Below are 17,688 nucleotides of genomic sequence, written 5' to 3' on the forward strand. Positions count from 1 at the left end.
AGATCTCGGGGGGAGGGCGAATGGAAACCGACTCGGAGCCCTACGTCCGGCTGACGACGCTGCGGCAGTTGCACCAGGTGATGGCGGACATGAACACCGCGCGCAGCCTGGCCGACACGCTGCAGACCGTCGCCGACGGCGTGGTCAACGGCCTGGGCTACGAACTGGCCTGCGTGAACCTCGTCCGCCCCGACGGCGACCTGGTCGTCGCCGCCCTCGCCGGGAACAGCGCCGCCGAGGCCCTGATCACCGGCCGCGTCGGCTCCCGCGACGCCTGGGACCGCCGGCTGAGCATGGGCGAGGCGTGGGGCGACCTGCGGTTCATACCCCACACCGAGGGCTGGGTGCTCGACGAGGACGACGTACCGCAGTGGTACACCGACGGCCCCGCTCCCCGGTTCGAGGACGAATGGCATCCGTCCGACCGTCTCTTCGCCCCGATGTACACCCCGGGCGCCAGTGGCGCCTCCTGCGGCGAACTGCTCGGTGTCGTGTCGGTGGACCGGCCGCGAAACGGTCGGCGACCGGGCGCATGGGGACGCGAAGCACTCCAGATGTACGCCTTCCAGGCCGCCATCGCGATCAACAACGCCCGTCTGCGCGCCAACATGCAGCGTGCACTGGTCAGGCTCGAAAGGGAGCAGCAGGCGCTGCGCGCCAGCGAGGAGTCCTTCCGGCAGGCCTTCGAGTACGCCCCCTCCGGTATGGCCATCGCCGAGATGGGCGGCGACCAGCACGGCCGGATCCTGCGGACCAACGACGCGCTCTGCCGGCTGCTCGGGCGGCCCGCCTCCGCGATGCGGCGCTACTCCTTCTCCGACCTCGTGCACCCCGAGGACATCGGCACGCTCCTGCGGACCTCCGCCGAGGGCGGGCGCGCGGAGCTGCGGCTCGGGCGGCGCGACGGGACGTACGTATGGGTGTCGCTGCGCAACAGCGTGGTCGCGGACGCCGCCGACGGGCCCCGGTTCCTGCTCACCCACGTCGAGGACATAGAGGAGCGCAAGCGGCGTGAGCTGCAGCTCGCGCACCGGGCCTCGCACGACGCGCTGACCGGGCTGCCGAACTCCGCGGAGCTGCGCTCGCGCCTGTCCTCCCGTCTCTGCCAGCGCCCCCAGTCGCTCCCGGCCGGTGCGGCGGCCGACTCCATGAACGCGGCCTTCGGGCAGTTCGGGGAGCAGGGTGACTTCGGCGGCGGCCACGGGGAGTTCGGGGAGCACGGCGGCGCCGAGCACGCGGCGCGGCTGCCGCACCCGTCGTTCGACGACTACGAGGCCGCGGGCCACCGCGGGCACGCCTTCGACTTCCACCGGGTCGGCGGACCGTTCGACACCTTCGACCACCATGTGCACACGGTCGCGCCCGAGGACGAGCGGGACGACGGGACCAAGGGGCTCGCGGTGCTTTTCTGCGACCTCGACGGGTTCAAGTCGATCAACGACCGGTTCGGGCACAACGCGGGGGACGCCGTCCTCATCGAGGTCGCCCGGCGGCTCAGCCGGGGGGTGCGCGACGGCGACACGGTGGCCCGGCTCGGCGGCGACGAGTTCGTCGTCCTCGCCGACGGCCTCGGCCGCGCGGACGCCCAGGACCTCGCCGTACGCCTGCGCAACGAGATCATTCAGCCGATCCGGGTCGACGGCCGCGCAATGCGCGTAGGTGCCAGTTTCGGTATCGGATGGGCGCATTGCGGAATGACGGCGGACGAGGTGTTGAAATCAGCTGACGAGCGGATGTACGTCGAGAAACGATCTCGTCCCAGGCAGCACAGGCGGGCCGGATAGCGTCCGGAGTGACGCTGCATACATGCCCGCATCAGCGCAGGTCAGAGGCGTGCTGTCGCGGGAAGTCGGCCGGTGGGCGGCGGTCGGGCCCGGGGATGAGGTCCGAGTCACCCGTCTGGGTCATCACGAGCGGGTAGGCTCGCTCTCCTACACCCCGAAGCAATGACCCGCCACCCGTACGTGTAAGTACCGCACCGCTGAGGAGACCTAGGGATGACGCCCGGCAACAACGGCGCGAGCACGCCCGAGGACGACGACCCGTTCGGCTACCTCTACGAGGACGGGCAGGCCCGAGGAGCCCAGCCGCCCAGCGCGAGCTACGGCTACCCGAACGCGGTCAACCGGACGCGGCCGGTCGGTGAACGCCAGTACGGGCAGCAGACCCAGCAGGCTCCGCAGGCCGCCACCGCGCAGTACGGGCAGGTCCCGCAGCAGGGGTACGGCCAGCAGTCGCCCGCCCGGCCGAACGCGCACCACCAGACCGCCGAGAGCTTCTCCGGCGGCGCCCCGACGACCCGGCAGCAGGCGTACGGCAACGGCGGGGGCGGCCGCGGCCGTGGCCCCAACACCAAGGGCCTGCTGATCGGCGCGATCGCGGTCGTGGCCGCGGTGGTGATCGGTATCGGCGTCGTCATGCTCGGCGGTGACGAGGGCGACGACGCGTCCGACAAAAACACCGGCACCGGCACCACCCCCACCACCGGGGAGAGCAAGGACCCCAGCCCGTCGCCCAGCAAGTCGAAGAAGGCGGAAGCCGGCGAACTCCCCAAGGCCGAGGCCAAGACCCTCCTTCTCGGCGGCAACGCGGCCATCGCCTCCGACGTGCCGGGCGCGAAGTCGGAGGGCGGCTTCTATGTGGGGAACTTCAACTCGGTCGGTTCTTCGGTGACATGGCAGGTAAAGGACATCCCGAAGAGCGGCAAGTACACGCTCTACACGGGCTACGGGGTGCCAGGTAAGGACGCCACCGCTACCCTCTCGGTGAATGGGACTCCGTCCACGAACCCCGTCGACCTGAAAAACTGGGCGAAGGCCAAGGAAGGCGACTACGAGAAGGGCTGGACGCAGACTTACAACTTCATCCAGCTCAATGAGGGAACCAACGAGATCAAAATCTCGTGTCAAGAAGGCAACCAGTGTGATGTCAACCTCGACCAATTGTGGTTGGTGAAGGGCTGGAAGTCTTGAGGCTCGACGCGCCGCGTGAATTCTGATCACGGGTGTCTGGTGGGCTCGCGAGGCAGCCGACACGGCCCGGGTGCCTGGCCACGACGACGGGTTCTGCTCGCCCTTCAGGCACACGGCGAGATGCTTCCGGCGGTGCCCGAGCGGCTGCCGGCGTGAATGCGGGAAGTAGACCGGGTCAGTTGACTGTCAGCGGCTTGCGCCCGGCCCTCAGGAGCCCGGACCCGCCAGGTTGGCGCGGGATGACCAGTCAGCTCAGCGACACCGCGAGTGACGGCGGCAGCGCTGGTTCCTAGCGCTGGCCACAGGGTGATCCCGGCGTGGCCGATGGTAATGGCCTCGTTGGCCAGGTGGAGTCGGCGGCGACATTCATCCAAGTGCGGCAGGATGAGATGGAACTTTGACTCAAAGGTCAGCAGTGGAAGCACTGGTGAACTGAAGACCGGTCATATTCCAGCTTTCCACCAGGGCCTGCCCGCCGAGCAGTTGTCCATATATGGCGCCTGGCGGTGCCACCGCATCTCAGCCGAGGCGGCCCTTCTTGAGGAAGCCGGGTTGTCGATGACGAACTCCTCGCCGTCATCGACGAGGAGCTTGGCGGCGTATGACTGAAGGCCGTCGCGGCGTTGCCGGCACCCAACTCGCTCCGTTCAGCAGTCGCTGGAGCCGGTCGAGCGTGCCATGCCTCGCGAACTCCGCCAGCTGTCAGCCGTTCTTGCGGTCTACGGGGACGATTCAGCCCTGCGCAATTCTGATGATGCAATGGCGTAACTTCCATCATCAATGATCGGCGGACGACGCCTCGCTATATTCCGGGTCCGCAAGTCGACCATTACGCATCGCATCAAGCTGAGTCCCTGCCTCGCTTTTTTTACCCGGCTAGGCAGGGAGTGATCTATATCAGCGTCATACGGCCAGCGTGATCATGCCCAATCGATGCAGCTGTTGAGCAGCTTATCCTTTTCGAATCGAGCGACCTGAACCCCTACCTCGAAGATGCCGCTGTCTTCGTGAGCCACTGTCCTCCAACGCAGGGAGGTCATTGCTTCTGTGTTCGCGCGCCAAGTCCACCGCTTTACCGTGCCTGAGACATTCTTGGTGATCAGGCGAACTCTCGCGTGATGGCCGTCTCTGTCGGTGTCGGTCACGCCGAGCTCGAGAACTATACTGTCCGTAGCGCCGTCGTAGTTAAAAACAATTACATCGCCGAGAGCTCCGGCGGTGGCGCAGACGGCGCGGGCATCTAGTGCCTGTGCGGGTCCTGAAGTTGCCAGGGTCATAATGAGGGCGGCGCTGGTGACGCCAGTTACAGCAAATCGCTTCTTCACGAGAATGTCCTATTTTTTTAGAGTGTCCATGTCATTATACTGGACTTGGGACGCGTTTTTGACTTTGTGTCAGGGAGGTGGCTACTTCCAAGGCGGAGGCTGGCCGATTTTGTCCTATAGCTACGCCGCCGTGACCTCCCGGGTCACCGTTACCCGCCCCACCAGTTCCTCGTACGCCTGACGGTCGAACTCGCCTGCCACCGGGGTCAGTACGGTCGCCGCCGACAGGGCCACGGCCCGGGCCAGGCGGTCGGGCCAGGGGAGGTGGTCGGTCAGGCCGGAGAGCAGGCCCGCCACCGCCGAGTCGCCCGCCCCGGTCGGGTTGCCGCTGAAGCGGCGCGGGGGGACCGCGCGCCAGCTGCCCTCGGGGGTGTGGGCGAGGATGCCCTCGGGGCCGAGGGAGGCGACGACCGCCTGGGCGCCCCGGCGGCGTGCGTCCCGGGTCGCGCGGGACGGCTCGTGGGAGCCGGTGAGTTCGGCCAGTTCCTCGGCGTTCGGCTTCAGCAGGTCGGGGCGGGCCGCCACCCCCCGGCGCAGGGGTTCGCCGCTGGTGTCCAGCAGGACGGGCACGGAGAGGGTCCTGGCCGTGCGGATCAGACCCGCGTACGCGCCCACCGGCACCCCCGGCGGCAGGCTGCCGCACAGGGCCACCACCGAGGCGGAGCGCAGCAGTTCGACGTACGCCTCCTGGAAGGCGGACCACTCGGCGGGGGCGATGAGCGGGCCCGGTTCGTTGAGCTGGGTCGTGTCGCCGCTCGCGTCGGCCACGGCGACCGTACGGCGGGTCGCGCCCTCCACCGGGAGCAGGGCGTCCACCACACCCGGTGTGTGCGTGAGCCGGTCCCGCAGGTCCCGGCCGGTCGCGCCGCCGGCGAAGCCGGTGACCGTCACCTCGTGGCCGAGCGCCGCCAGGACGCGGGCCACGTTCAGGCCCTTGCCGCCGGGGCGTTCGGTCACGTCCGTCACCCGGTGCGTGGCGTGAGGTCGGAGTTCCCGTACGCGGTAGGTGATGTCGAGAGCGGTGTTCAGAGTGACCGTGAGGATCACCTGGGCTCACCCCCTGGGTCTCGACTGCGCGGAGGCCCGATCATGCCAAACGCGCGGTGGCGGGCCCAGCCCCCTGGCCGTCCGCCGCCGCGCACCGCATGGCAACGGGTCCACGGATCAGGCCGGTTGCCCGGGCCGGTCGCCGAAGGGATCCACCACCCACTCGCCCTTGCGCAGCACGCCCTTGAGGTGGAAGTCCGCGTCGAGGAGGACGAGGTCGGCGTCCTTGCCCGGGTCGAGGGAGCCGATGCGGTCGTAGAGGCCGAGGAGGCGGGCCGGGTTGGCGGAGAGGGCGGCGACGGCGTCCTCGACCGGGAGGCGGTCGACGGTGACGGCGCGTCGGAGGGCGCGGTCCTGGGTGAGGGTGGAGCCCGCGATCGAGCCGCCCTCCACCAGGCGAGCCACCCCGCCCGCGACCTCGACCTCCAGCGGGCCGAGCATGTAGCGGCCGTCGCCGAAGCCGGCGGCGTCCATGGCGTCGGTGATGAACGCGACCCGGTCGGCGCCCGCGTGACGGAACGCCAGTTGCAGGGAGGCCGGGTGCAGATGCGTACCGTCGTTGATCAGCTCGACCGTGATCCGGTCGTCCTCCAGGAGCGCGGCGATCGGGCCGGGCTCGCGGTGGCCGAGCGGGGGCATCGCGTTGAACAGGTGGGTCGCCACGGTCGCGCCCGCTTCGATGGCCTGCACCGTCTGCTCGTACGTCGCGTCCGTGTGCCCGATCGCCGCGATGACGCCGTGTTCGGCGAGGAGGCGTACGGAGTCGAGGCCGCCCGGGAGTTCGGTGGCCAGGGTGACCATCGCGGCCCTGCCGCGGGCCGCGTCGATCAGTTTGCGGACCTCGGCGGGGTCGGGGTCGCGCAGGAGTTCCTCCGCGTGCGCGCCCTTGCGGCAGGGGGAGATGAACGGGCCCTCGAAGTGGATGCCGGCGAGGTCGCCCTGCTCGGCGAGTTCGGACAGCAGGCCGGCGCGGTGGGCGAGGCCGTCCATGTCGCCGGTGACCGTGGAGGCGACGAGGGTGGTGGTGCCGTGCCGGTGGTGGGTGCGGATGCCGTGGAGGACGTCCTCGACGGTGCCGGAGGTGAAGGAGGCCCCGCCGCCGCCGTGGTTGTGGAGGTCGACGAAGCCGGGGACCAGCCAGTGGCCGCGGACGTCGATGGTGTGGGCGTTCTCCGGGGTGGTGGCGGCGATCCTGGTGCCCTGGATGGTGAGACGGCCGTTGTCCACGGTGCCGGTGGGGAGGACGACGTGGGCGCCCTCCAGGACGTAGGGACGCGCTCTGTTCCGCGACTGCGGGTGGGTGGGGGCTGATCGCGCAGTTCCCCGCGTCCCGGACGGGGCGCTGTCGTCGGACCCTTGGTCGGTGAGTGCGGGGGCCATCAGGGGGTTACCTCCGGGAGGTCCGTGGGGGTGGCGGGGGGCGCGGGGGCGATCAGGTCCCAGGCCATCAGGCCCGCGCCCAGGCTGCCCGCGGTGTCGCCCAGGGCCGCGGGGACGATGCTGGGGACCTTCTGGAAGGTCACCCGGTTCTCCACCGCGGTGCGAAGAGGGTCGAACAGGGTGTCACCGGCCTCCGCCAGACCGCCGCCGATGATGAGCGTGCGGGGGTCGAGCAGGGTGAGGGCGGTGACGAGACCGTCGGCGAGGGCGTCGACCGCGTGCCGCCAGACGGCGACGGCGCGCGGGTCACCCGACTCGACGGCCTTGGCGCAGTCCGCCGCGTCGGCCCCGGGGTCGCCGCAGGCGTCCGCCCAGGCCTCGCTGACGGCCGCCGCGGAGGCGAACCGTTCCAGACAGCCGCGCTGGCCGCAGGGGCACGGGGTGCCCCCGGGCCGTACGACGATGTGGCCGATCTCGCCCGCGAAGCCGTGGGCGCCCGCCTCCACCCGGCCCTCGACGCCGATCGCGCCGGCGATCCCGGTGCCGAGCGCCACGAAGAGAAAGCGGTCCGCGCCCCGGCCCGCGCCCACGCGCCCCTCCGCGAGCCCGCCGGTGCGCACGTCGTGGCCGAGGGCGACCGGGACACCGCCGAGGCGCTCGGCGAGGAGCGCGCGCAACGGGACGTCCCGCCAGCCGAGGTTGGCGGCATAGACGGCGATGCCCCGGCCGGAGTCGACGATGCCGGGCACGGCGACCCCGGCGGCGGCCGCGGGCTCGCCGAAGTGCCGCTCACCGTACGCGCGCAGCTCGGCGGCGAAGTCGAGGATCGAGCCGACGACCGCCTCCGCCCCGCGCTCGCGTCCGGTGGCGCGCCGCGCCTGGTGCAGCAGCACCGGTGGTCCGCCGGGCACGGGGCCGGCCCCGACCAGCGCGGCCTTCATCCCGGTGCCGCCCACATCGAGGGCGATGACATGTCTCACGGGGACAGTGTGGCCCTTTGACCCGCGAGAGGTCTAGTCCACTTACCGAGTTGTGGTGTAGACCTTGTGGTGTAGACCTTATGGAAGGTTTGGGAAGTTGAGCGATCAACGGCCTTGCGTGCGGTGCCTGTGATTCAGGCTGTTGGGCGCGGGGCTCATGCGACAGGTTTGGGGCAGTGGGAGTGCGACAGCGGCAGAGGCGGACGAACACCGGAGTCGGGAACAGCGGCATGGCGGCGCTCACCGTGCTGGGACTGATGGCGACGCTCGCGGGCTGCGGCGCCTCGGAGGGCGACGGCCCCGGCGTCACGCTGAGACTGGTCGCCGCCGATTACGGCGACTCCAAGGCCAACAGCTCCCAGAAGTACTGGGACGCGGTCGTGAAGGCGTACGAGAAGAAGACGCCGGGCGTGAAGGTCGACGTCAGCGTCTACTCCTGGAACGACGTCGACCGCAGGATCAAGGAGATGGTCGCCGCCGGTGAGGCCCCCGATCTCGCCCAGGCCGGCACCTACGCCGACTACGCCTCGGCGGGCCGCCTCTACGAGGTCGACGACCTGCTCTCCATCCCCGTCCAGGCCGGCTTCCTCCCCCAGCTCGCCGACGCGGGCAAGGTACGGCGGGTCGCGTACGGGATGCCGTTCGCCGCCTCCACCCGCGTCCTCTTCTACAACAAGAAACTCTTCGCCGAGGCGGGCCTCGACCGCGCCCCGCGCGACTGGAACGAACTGGCCGCCGACGCCGAGGCCCTCGACAGCGCCGGAGTCACCACCCCCTACGCGCTGCCGCTCGGGTCGGAGGAGGCGCAGGCCGAGACCATGCAGTGGCTGCTCAGCGGCGGGGGCGGCTACACCGACAACGTCGGCACCTACCGCATCGACTCCGACGACAACGTCCGGACCTTCACCTGGCTCAAGGACAAGCTCGTCGACCGGGGCCTCACCGGGCCCACCGCCCCCGCGGAACTCAACCGCGCCGACGCGTTCGCGGCGTTCGCGCGGGGCGAGGTCGGCATGCTCAACGGACACCCCAGCCTGATGCGGATGGCCGCCGACCAGGGGGTCGAGTACGGCACGGCCGCGATGCCGGGGCGCGACGAGCAGGAGCACGCGACCATGGGGGTCGCCGACTGGATGATGGCCTTCAAGCAGAACGGCCACGGGGAGCAGGCCGGTGACTTCCTCGACTTCGTCTACAGCGACAAGAACGTGCTCGATTTCTCCCGGGAGTACGACCTGCTGCCGGTGACCGCGTCCGCGTCGGAGGAGATGGCCGGGGACAAGGGCGAGGCCGCTCTCGGGCCGTTCCTCGACGCGCTGCCCAGCGCGGAGCTGTACCCCGTGGGCAAGACGTCCTGGTCGGATGTGAGCGCGGCGGTCAAGGAGCAGGTGGGGCGGGCGGTGCGGCCCGATGCGAGGCCGGGGGCGGTGCTTGCTGAGCTGCAGCAGACGGCGATTGTTGCTGATCGGGGGGAGTGAGGGGGCTCTTGGCCGGGGGGTGGGTGCGTGGTCGGGTGCGGGCGCGGGGAACTGCGCGAGAAGCCCCACCGGGCCCGTACCCGCCCCCGCACCCCCCGGCCCCACCCCCCTCGCGCTGTCACACCCCTCCGTTACCGTCGTTCCATGGATGAGCTGGACGCGCGGGAGCAGGCGATCCTCGCCGTGGAGCGGCAGGGCTGGGCCGGTCCCGGCGCCAAGGAGCGGGCCGTGCGGGAGCGGCTCGGCCTCGCGCCCGTGCGGTACTACCAGCTGCTCAACGCCCTGCTCGACGACCCCCGCGCCCTCGCCCACGATCCGGTCACCGTCAACCGGCTGCGAAGAGTCCGGGAGGGACGCCGGGCCGAGCGATGACGGATAGGGTCGACGGCATGGGCAGCCACAAGGACGCAGAGAACCCCAAGGCCACCTTGCCGACACCCGTGACCCAGGCCGGGCGGGACGCGCTGGACGCGATCCTCCACCGCCCGGGCGAAACGGTGATCGCGCTCGACTTCGACGGCACGCTCGCCCCGATCGTCCCCGACCCCGAGCAGGCCCGCGCCCACCCCGACGCGGTCGCCGCCCTCGCCACCCTGGCCCCGAAGGTCGCCTCCGTCGCCGTGGTGACCGGCCGCCCGGCGGGTGTCGCCGTCCGCCACGGCGGCTTCGCCGGTGTCCCCGGCCTCGACCACCTCGTCGTCCTCGGCCACTACGGCGCCGAACGCTGGGACGCCGTCACCGGCACGGTCAGCGCCCCCGCCCCGCACCCCGGAGTCGCGGCGGTCCGCGCGGAACTGCCCGGCCTCCTGGACAGCGTCGGCGCCTGGCAGGGCACCTGGATCGAGGAGAAGGGCCGGGCGGTCGCCGTGCACACCCGCCGCGCCACCGACCCCCAGGCCGCCTTCGACGCGCTGCGCGCCCCGCTCACCGACCTCGCCGCCCGCCACGGCCTCATCGTCGAACCCGGCCGCATGGTCCTCGAACTGCGGCCCCCGGGCATGGACAAGGGCGTCGCCCTCCGCGAGTACCTGGCGGAAACCGCCGCCGCATCCGTCCTCTACGCCGGCGACGACCTCGGCGACCTCCCCGCCTTCGCCGCCGTCGAGAAACTCCGCACCGAGGGCACGCCCGGCCTCCTGGTCTGCAGCGGCAGCACGGAGGTCACCGAACTGTCGGAGCGGGCGGACCTGGTCGTGGACGGCCCGCAGGGAGTCGTCGCCCTGCTGGCCGCCATCGCCGCACACGTCTGACGAGGGGGTCCTGAGCAGCGCCCCGGGCTACCGGCCGTCCTCCAACGCCCTCAACTGGTCCAGGAACCACTGGGTCGGCGGCAACGCGGTGGCCGCCGCGACCAGCCGCTTCCCCCGCTCGGCCCGCTCGGCCGCCGGCAGGCTCAACGCCTCGTGCAGCGCGGCCGCCGTACCCACCACGTCGTACGGGTTCACCACCACCGAGTCGTCGCCCAGTTCCTCGAAGGCGCCGGCCTCCCGGGACAGCACCAGCACGCACCCCTCGTCGGAGACGACCGGGACCTCCTTGGCGACGAGGTTCATGCCGTCGCGGATGGGGTTCACCAGGGCCACGTCCGCGAGGCGGTACGCCGCCAGGGACCGGGCGAAGTCGTCCTTGAGGTGGAGGACGACCGGGGTCCAGTCCGGTGTCCCGTACCGCTCGTTGATGTCGTCCGCGACCCGCTCGACCTCGGTCATGTAGTCCCGGTACACCGCGAGGTCCTGCCGCGACGGGTACGCGAAGGCGACGTGCACGACGCGTTCGCGCCACGTCGGCCGGTCGTCGAGGAGCTGTCGGTAGGCGTGCAGGCCGCGCACGATGTTCTTCGACAGCTCCGTGCGGTCGACGCGGACGATCGTGCGGCGCGGGGTGCCCTCCGGTGCCGTACCGATCTGCTCCCGCAGCAGGGCGATGCGGTCGTCGACGTCCGCCTGGTGGGCGCGGGAGCGCAGGAAGTCCGCGTCGGCGCCCAGGCCGTGCACGCCGATCCGGGTGCCGGACAGGCTGTCCGGGCCCAGGACGGCCCGGCAGCACGCGGTGAACGCGTCCGCCCACCGCTGGGTGAGGAACGCGGCCCGGTCGGCGCCGAGGATGCCGTCGAGCAGCTGCGCGGCGATGTCGTCGGGAAGCATCCGGAAGTAGTCGACGGGCGCCCACGGGGTGTGCGAGAAGTGGCCGATCCGCAGGTCCGGGCGGAGTTCGCGCAGCATCCGGGGGACCAGGACCAGGTGGTAGTCCTGGACCAGCACGGCCGCGCCGTCCGCCGCCTCCTGGGCGAGCGCCTCGGCGAAGGCGCGGTTGTACGTCTCGTACGCCGCCCACTGCCGCCGGAACTCCGCGTCGAAGGCGGGTTCCAGGGGGGTCTGGTAGAGCATGTGGTGCACGAACCACAGCGTGGAGTTGGCCACGCCGTTGTACGCGTCGTGGTGCACGTCGGCGGGGATGTCGAGCATGCGCACGCCCGGTTCGGCGACACCGCGGCGTACGGCCTCACGGTCGCCGTCGCCCAGGGCGGAGCACACCCAGACGGCCCCGGAGGACGGATCGATCGCGGAGAGGCCCGAGACGAGACCGCCGCCCCCGCGCTTCGCGCTCAGCGTGTCGGTCTCCTCGTCCAGCGTGTAGGTGACGGGTCCCCGGTTGGACGCGACGAGTACGTGGGCCGCGCCGTGCGTTGATGCCATACGGCTCAACCTAGCCCGGGGGTTCGGCGGTCAAACGTGCGGTTCGGCCGTATACAGGAGTGCCTGTGGGGGTGGCGGGTGCGGGTGCGTCGGCGGGTGCGGGCCCGGTGGGGCTTCTCGCGCAGCTCCCCGCGCCCCTGAAAACCCAGGTCCGCAGGGAACTGCGCGACCGCCCCCACGCACCCGCGCCCGACAACGCACCCCTACGCCGCCTTCCGCTCCGCGTACTCCGTGATCTCCACCATCGGCGGCCGCTCGTCCAGATCCACGGCATACGTCCGCGGCTCGAACCCCTCCCGGCCCCGTTCGAACTGCGTCAGGACGGGACGGATCAGGTGGCCGCGGGCCAGCCGGAGCTGGGCCGTGCGGTAGATCGCCGCGGACATGCGGCCCAGCGCCGCCCCGTCCTGGTGCCGGTGCTTGCGGACGCCCACGTCGACCTGGGCGAGGGCGTCGAGGCCGGCCAGGTGCAGCGCGTCGACGAGCATGCCCAGCTCGATGCCGTAGCCCACCGGGAACGGCAGCCGCTCAAGCAGCGAGCGTCGCGCCGCGTACTCGCCGCCGAGCGGCTGGACGAAGCCGGCCAGCTGGGGCCAGTGCATGTTCAGCAGGGGGCGGGCCATGAGTTCCGTCACACGGCCGCCCTGGCCGGCGGCGGAGCCGAGGGGGCGGTCGTACATCGCCTTGACGAGGTCGACGCCGGGGTCCGTGAGCAGCGGGCCCACGATGCCGGAGACGAAGTCGGAGGAGAACTCTCTGAGGTCCGCGTCGATGAAGCAGACGATGTCGCCCCGGGTGACGAGCAGGGAGCGCCACAGGACCTCACCCTTGCCGGGCACGGCCGGGACGCGGGGCAGGATGTCGTCGCGGTGGACGACCCGCGCGCCGGCCGCCGCCGCGACCTGGGACGTCCGGTCGGTGGAGCCGGAGTCGACGACCACGATCTCGTCGACGAGCGGGACCTGCCGCATCAGGTCGTGGCGGATGATCGCGACGATGTCGCCGACGGTCTCCTCCTCGTTCAGCGCGGGCAGGACGACGCTGACGGTCTGCCCCGTGGCCCGTTTCGCGGCCATGATCCGGTGGAGCGGGCGGTCGGTCATGGACCAGGAGCGGGTACTCAGCCAGTGCTCGACTTCCTTCAGCACAGTGCGCGGCTCCTCTGCGTTCATCTCGCGGTTCGGACGGCTCTCTCAACTGTCCTGGCCTTCGGTTACAGTCTTGGACAACGCTGGTGACCATCGCATGTCGGTGCCCGTCGGCGTATACAACCAAATACCGCTCATCCAGAGGGGCAGAGGGATACGGCCCGATGAAGCCCCGGCAACCCTCCAGCCGGTCTGACCACGTCGTCGTGGTGAGGCTCCCGGCTCGGGAAGGTGCCAAATCCGTCTCGCGGCGAAGTGCGCCGTGAGGAAGATGAGGAGAAAGGGCCTCGCCTCCATGGCTGCGCAGACTGTTGCAAGCACCACCGACTCCCTCTCCACCGTAGACCTCGGCCCCGCCGCCGCACTGAGCTGTCGTGAGTGCGGTCACCGCGTCCCCCTGGGGCCGGTCTTCGCCTGTGAGGAGTGTTTCGGGCCGCTGGAGATCGCGTACGACTACTCCGCCTACTCCACGGAGGAGCTGCGCAAGCGGATCGAGTCCGGACCCGCGAACATCTGGCGGTACGCCCCCCTGCTGCCCGTCCCGGCGGACGTGGCCACCAAGCCGAACATCAACCCCGGCTGGACCCAGCTCGTGAAGGCCGACAACCTGGCCGCCGCGCTCGGCGTCGACGCAGGCAAGCTGTTCGTCAAGGACGACTCCGGCAACCCGACGCACTCCTTCAAGGACCGCGTCGTCGCCCAGGCGCTGGAGGCGGCCCGCGCCTTCGGCTTCACCACCCTGTCCTGCTCCTCCACGGGCAACCTGGCCGGTGCCGTCGGCGCCGCCGCCGCCCGCGCCGGCTTCCGGTCCTGCGTGTTCATCCCGCACGACCTGGAGCAGGGCAAGGTCGTCATGGCCGCGGTCTACGGCGGCGAGCTGGTCGGCATCGAGGGCAACTACGACGATGTGAACCGCTTCTGCTCCGAGCTGATCGGCGACCCGGCCGGTGAGGGCTGGGGCTTCGTGAACGTCAACCTGCGGCCGTACTACGCGGAGGGCTCCAAGACGCTCGCGTACGAGATCTGTGAGCAGCTCGGCTGGCAGCTCCCGGACCAGCTCGTCGTGCCGATCGCCTCCGGGTCGCAGCTCACGAAGATCGACAAGGGGCTGCAGGAGCTGATCAAGCTCGGGCTCGTCGAGGACAAGCCGTACAAGATCTTCGGTGCGCAGGCGGAGGGGTGCTCGCCGGTGTCGGTGGCCTTCAAGGCCGGGCACGACGTGGTGCGGCCGCAGAAGCCGAACACCATCGCGAAGTCGCTCGCGATCGGCAACCCGGCGGACGGGCCGTACGTGCTCGACATCGCGCGGCGGACCGGCGGGGCCGTGGAGGACGTGACGGACGAGCAGGTCGTCGAGGCGATCAAGCTGCTCGCGCGGACCGAGGGGATCTTCGCGGAGACCGCCGGCGGGGTGACCGTCGGCGTCACGAAGAAGCTGATCGAGGACGGGCTGCTGGACCCGACGCTGACCACGGTCGTCCTCAACACCGGTGACGGCCTCAAGACGCTGGACGCGGTGGCCGGGACCGGCCTGACCGCGACCATCCGGCCCAGCCTGGATTCGTTCCGTGAGGCCGGTCTCGCGTAGGGCCCGTTGGCCAGTCGTTCGTCTGCGGGCCGGTGGGGGCTGGTCGCGCAGTTCCCCACGCCCCTGAAAACACATCTGACCGGAGGTCCCATCGTGAGCGTTTCCGTCCGCATCCCCACCATCCTTCGCACCTACACCGGCGGTCAGGCCGAGGTCAGTGCCGAGGGCGGCACCCTTGCCGAGGTCATCGCCGATCTGGAGAAGAACCACAACGGGATCGCCGCCCGGGTGCTGGACGACCAGGGCAAGCTGCGGCGGTTCGTGAACGTGTACGTGAACGACGACGACGTCCGGTTCGAGCAGGGGCTGGAGACGGCGACGCCGGACGGCGCCGGCGTGTCGATCATTCCCGCCGTCGCGGGTGGCTGACCGCCGGTCCGTACCGGCCGGTAGTAACCGTCGGTAATATTGATTACCGAGCGTTCATCGAATTGCCCCCACCGCGAGAGAAGCGGAGGGGGCAATTCTCTATGGTTGAGCACTGTAGAGTTGGGGAACCCGGTCCGATCACCGTAGTGATTCCATGCCGGATGCATATGTGATCCCGCCGCACGCCCTATATGAAGTAGCCAAAGTGTGCAGGCCTTTTGTGTATTTCGCTCCTTTTGTGGGGCCCGACTTGCCCTGAATTCGGGCGAATTGTTCGTACATTCCCGACCGGTCGTGTCCAGATTTCTCGTCCGATTGACCTGTTGCAGAGGGCAGTTGGACAGATACATTCGGCCGCGGTCGACGCGTTCCGGCGCACACCCCCAACCGTTGGGGGGTGAGGTCTGACCCGGATCCGCGAAGTGTGGATCTGTGCAAGGGCCAGTAATAGGGGAGTTAGGCATGGCTCAGGGCACCGTCAAGTGGTTCAACGCGGAGAAGGGGTACGGCTTCATCGCGGTCGACGGTGGTGCGGATGTATTCGTCCACTACAGCGCGATTCAGATGGACGGTTACCGCACCCTGGAAGAGGGCCAGCGGGTCGAGTTCGAGATCTCGCAGGGTCAGAAGGGGCCGCAGGCGGACATGGTCCGGCTCGCGGCCGGCTGAAGTACGCGCCGGGTTTCAACGCAGCGACGTTCTTCGTTCTTCATGGGAGGGCTCGCACCCCGTTTCGGGGTGCGGGCCCTCTCGTGTGCGCAGTCCCTCGAACCGGCCCCGGAGGGGTGCGCGCCCGGGGCGCGAGGGGCGCGTTCACCTGCGGATCATCGAGAGGCGCTTGCACTCGCAGGGGGCGAGTGCTAATCATTGGCGTTAGCACTCTGAAGGTGAGAGTGACAACGAGGACCGGGTCGGCGAGGCCCGCAGGCCGGGTGGGGCAAGGAACCACGAGGCAGGCAGGCCGTCCGTCGCGGGCGCCAGCGCGGTCCGGAGCAATCCACCCCCTGTCCGGGAGGACCACTTCACATGGCCAAGATCATCGCGTTCGACGAGGAGGCACGGCGCGGCCTCGAGCGCGGCATGAACCAGCTCGCGGACGCCGTCAAGGTGACGCTCGGCCCCAAGGGCCGCAACGTCGTCCTCGAGAAGAAGTGGGGCGCCCCCACGATCACCAACGATGGTGTCTCCATCGCCAAGGAGATCGAGCTCGAGGACCCGTACGAGAAGATCGGCGCCGAGCTGGTCAAGGAAGTCGCGAAGAAGACGGACGACGTAGCCGGTGACGGCACGACGACCGCGACCGTCCTGGCCCAGGCCCTGGTGCGCGAGGGTCTGCGCAACGTGGCCGCCGGCGCCAACCCGATGGCTCTGAAGCGCGGCATCGAGAAGGCCGTCGAGGCCGTCTCCGGCGCCCTGCTGGAGCAGGCGAAGGATGTCGAGACCAAGGAGCAGATCGCTTCCACGGCCTCCATCTCCGCCGCCGACACCCAGATCGGCGAGCTCATCGCCGAGGCGATGGACAAGGTCGGCAAGGAAGGCGTCATCACCGTCGAGGAGTCCCAGACCTTCGGTCTGGAGCTGGAGCTCACCGAGGGTATGCGCTTCGACAAGGGCTACATCTCGGCGTACTTCGCCACCGACATGGAGCGTATGGAGGCCGTCCTCGACGACCCGTACATCCTGATCGCGAACTCCAAGATCGCGAACGTCAAGGACCTGCTCCCGCTCCTGGAGAAGGTCATGCAGTCGGGCAAGCCGCTGCTGATCATCGCCGAGGACGTCGAGGGCGAGGCCCTGTCGACCCTGGTCGTCAACAAGATCCGTGGCACCTTCAAGTCCGTCGCCGTCAAGGCCCCGGGCTTCGGTGACCGCCGCAAGGCGATGCTGAACGACATCGCCATCCTCACCGGCGGCGAGGTGATCTCCGAGGAGGTCGGCCTCAAGCTGGAGAACACCACGATCGACCTCCTGGGCCGTGCCCGCAAGGTCGTCATCACCAAGGACGAGACCACGATCGTCGACGGGTCCGGCTCCTCGGAGCAGGTCCAGGGCCGGGTCAACCAGATCCGTGCCGAGATCGAGAACAGCGACTCGGACTACGACCGCGAGAAGCTCCAGGAGCGCCTGGCGAAGCTCGCGGGCGGCGTGGCCGTCATCAAGGCCGGTGCCGCGACCGAGGTCGAGCTCAAGGAGCGCAAGCACCGCATCGAGGACGCCGTTCGCAACGCGAAGGCGGCCGTCGAGGAGGGCATCGTCGCCGGTGGTGGCGTGGCCCTGCTGCAGGCCTCCTCGGTCTTCGAGAAGCTGGAGCTGTCGGGTGACGAGGCGACCGGCGCCAACGCCGTGAAGCTCGCCCTGGAGGCCCCGCTCAAGCAGATCGCCGTCAACGGTGGCCTGGAGGGCGGTGTCATCGTCGAGAAGGTGCGCAACCTGCCCGTCGGTCACGGCCTGAACGCCGCGACCGGTGAGTACGTCGACATGATCGCCGAGGGCATCATCGACCCGGCGAAGGTCACGCGCTCCGCGCTGCAGAACGCGGCCTCCATCGCCGCGCTCTTCCTCACCACCGAGGCCGTCATCGCCGACAAGCCGGAGAAGGCCGCCGCGCCCGCCGGCGGCGGCATGCCGGGCGGTGACATGGACTTCTGATCGACCCCGGTCGATCTCCGTCCTTCAGTACCGAGGGCGGCACCCCCTGGAGACAG

At 70.1% G+C, this 17,688-nt stretch carries 15 protein-coding genes, 1 pseudogene and 1 riboswitch; of the genes and pseudogenes, 9 read left to right on the forward strand and 7 right to left on the reverse strand.

The window, feature by feature from the left end:
* Positions 1-20 precede the first annotated feature (20 nt).
* The gene (gene cdgB / locus ACFU5F_RS34080; protein ID WP_383895856.1) at positions 21-1,784 is read left to right on the forward strand and encodes a diguanylate cyclase CdgB; all 1,764 of its coding nucleotides are present in this window, start codon (positions 21-23) and stop codon (positions 1,782-1,784) included.
* A gap of 213 nt (positions 1,785-1,997) precedes the next feature.
* Positions 1,998-2,972: a carbohydrate-binding protein gene (locus ACFU5F_RS34085; protein ID WP_383895859.1), complete on the forward strand. Its 975-nt coding sequence runs from the start codon at positions 1,998-2,000 to the stop codon at positions 2,970-2,972.
* A 178-nt stretch (positions 2,973-3,150) separates the two neighbouring features.
* On the opposite strand, the pseudogene ACFU5F_RS34090 reads toward ACFU5F_RS34085, so the two are convergent.
* The 5 genes and pseudogenes from ACFU5F_RS34090 to ACFU5F_RS34110 form a co-directional block, all read right to left on the reverse strand.
* Positions 3,151-3,397: pseudogene (locus tag ACFU5F_RS34090) on the reverse strand (ISAzo13 family transposase); the annotation flags it as partial.
* Between the two features lie 495 nt (positions 3,398-3,892).
* Positions 3,893-4,297: a hypothetical protein gene (locus ACFU5F_RS34095; protein WP_383895862.1), complete on the reverse strand. Its 405-nt coding sequence runs from the start codon at positions 4,295-4,297 to the stop codon at positions 3,893-3,895.
* 120 nt (positions 4,298-4,417) lie between these two features.
* Entirely contained in the window at positions 4,418-5,344 is a 927-nt protein-coding gene (locus ACFU5F_RS34100) for a 1-phosphofructokinase family hexose kinase (RefSeq protein WP_383895865.1), read from the reverse strand.
* A gap of 117 nt (positions 5,345-5,461) precedes the next feature.
* Positions 5,462-6,724 carry an N-acetylglucosamine-6-phosphate deacetylase gene (gene nagA, locus ACFU5F_RS34105; protein ID WP_383895868.1) on the reverse strand — a complete coding sequence of 421 codons (1,263 nt, stop codon included), beginning with the start codon at positions 6,722-6,724 and terminating at the stop codon, positions 5,462-5,464.
* A complete protein-coding gene (locus ACFU5F_RS34110; protein WP_383895871.1) occupies positions 6,724-7,704 on the reverse strand; it encodes an ROK family protein in 981 nt (326 codons plus the stop codon). The genes nagA and ACFU5F_RS34110 overlap by 1 nt, the downstream gene beginning before the upstream one ends.
* 230 nt (positions 7,705-7,934) lie before the next feature.
* Between ACFU5F_RS34110 and ACFU5F_RS34115 the strand changes: the two genes are divergently transcribed.
* The 3 genes from ACFU5F_RS34115 to otsB all read left to right on the forward strand — a co-directional run bounded on the left by ACFU5F_RS34115 (position 7,935) and on the right by otsB (position 10,432).
* Positions 7,935-9,182 (forward strand): ABC transporter substrate-binding protein, encoded by a 1,248-nt coding sequence (locus ACFU5F_RS34115; RefSeq protein ID WP_383895873.1) that lies wholly within the window; start codon positions 7,935-7,937, stop codon positions 9,180-9,182.
* 144 nt (positions 9,183-9,326) lie between these two features.
* Positions 9,327-9,554: a DUF3263 domain-containing protein gene (locus ACFU5F_RS34120; protein WP_383895876.1), complete on the forward strand. Its 228-nt coding sequence runs from the start codon at positions 9,327-9,329 to the stop codon at positions 9,552-9,554.
* A 17-nt stretch (positions 9,555-9,571) separates the two neighbouring features.
* Positions 9,572-10,432, forward strand: coding sequence for a trehalose-phosphatase (gene otsB, locus ACFU5F_RS34125; RefSeq protein WP_383895879.1), 861 nt, complete (start codon positions 9,572-9,574; stop codon positions 10,430-10,432).
* A 27-nt stretch (positions 10,433-10,459) separates the two neighbouring features.
* On the opposite strand, the gene ACFU5F_RS34130 is transcribed toward otsB, so the two are convergent.
* Positions 10,460-11,878, reverse strand: a complete 1,419-nt coding sequence (locus ACFU5F_RS34130) for a trehalose-6-phosphate synthase (protein ID WP_383895882.1) — start codon at positions 11,876-11,878, stop codon at positions 10,460-10,462.
* Positions 11,879-12,081: 203 nt separating this feature from the next.
* Entirely contained in the window at positions 12,082-13,026 is a 945-nt protein-coding gene (locus ACFU5F_RS34135; protein ID WP_383895885.1) for a glucosyl-3-phosphoglycerate synthase, read from the reverse strand.
* A gap of 131 nt (positions 13,027-13,157) precedes the next feature.
* Positions 13,158-13,304, forward strand: a riboswitch (SAM riboswitch).
* A gap of 17 nt (positions 13,305-13,321) precedes the next feature.
* On the opposite strand from ACFU5F_RS34135, the gene thrC reads away from it, so the two are divergent.
* From thrC to groL, 4 genes are all read left to right on the forward strand, one after another.
* Positions 13,322-14,614, forward strand: coding sequence for a threonine synthase (gene thrC, locus ACFU5F_RS34140; protein WP_383895887.1), 1,293 nt, complete (start codon positions 13,322-13,324; stop codon positions 14,612-14,614).
* A gap of 93 nt (positions 14,615-14,707) precedes the next feature.
* A complete protein-coding gene (locus tag ACFU5F_RS34145) occupies positions 14,708-14,983 on the forward strand; it encodes a MoaD/ThiS family protein (RefSeq protein WP_383895890.1) in 276 nt (91 codons plus the stop codon).
* 462 nt (positions 14,984-15,445) lie between these two features.
* A complete protein-coding gene (locus ACFU5F_RS34150; protein WP_005486335.1) occupies positions 15,446-15,652 on the forward strand; it encodes a cold-shock protein in 207 nt (68 codons plus the stop codon).
* Positions 15,653-16,009: 357 nt separating this feature from the next.
* Positions 16,010-17,632, forward strand: coding sequence for a chaperonin GroEL (groL, locus tag ACFU5F_RS34155; protein ID WP_275457710.1), 1,623 nt, complete (start codon positions 16,010-16,012; stop codon positions 17,630-17,632).
* Positions 17,633-17,688: the final 56 nt, after the last annotated feature.

The organism is Streptomyces sp. NPDC057438, from assembly GCF_042802995.1.
Taxonomy (GTDB): Bacteria; Actinomycetota; Actinomycetes; order Streptomycetales; family Streptomycetaceae; genus Streptomyces.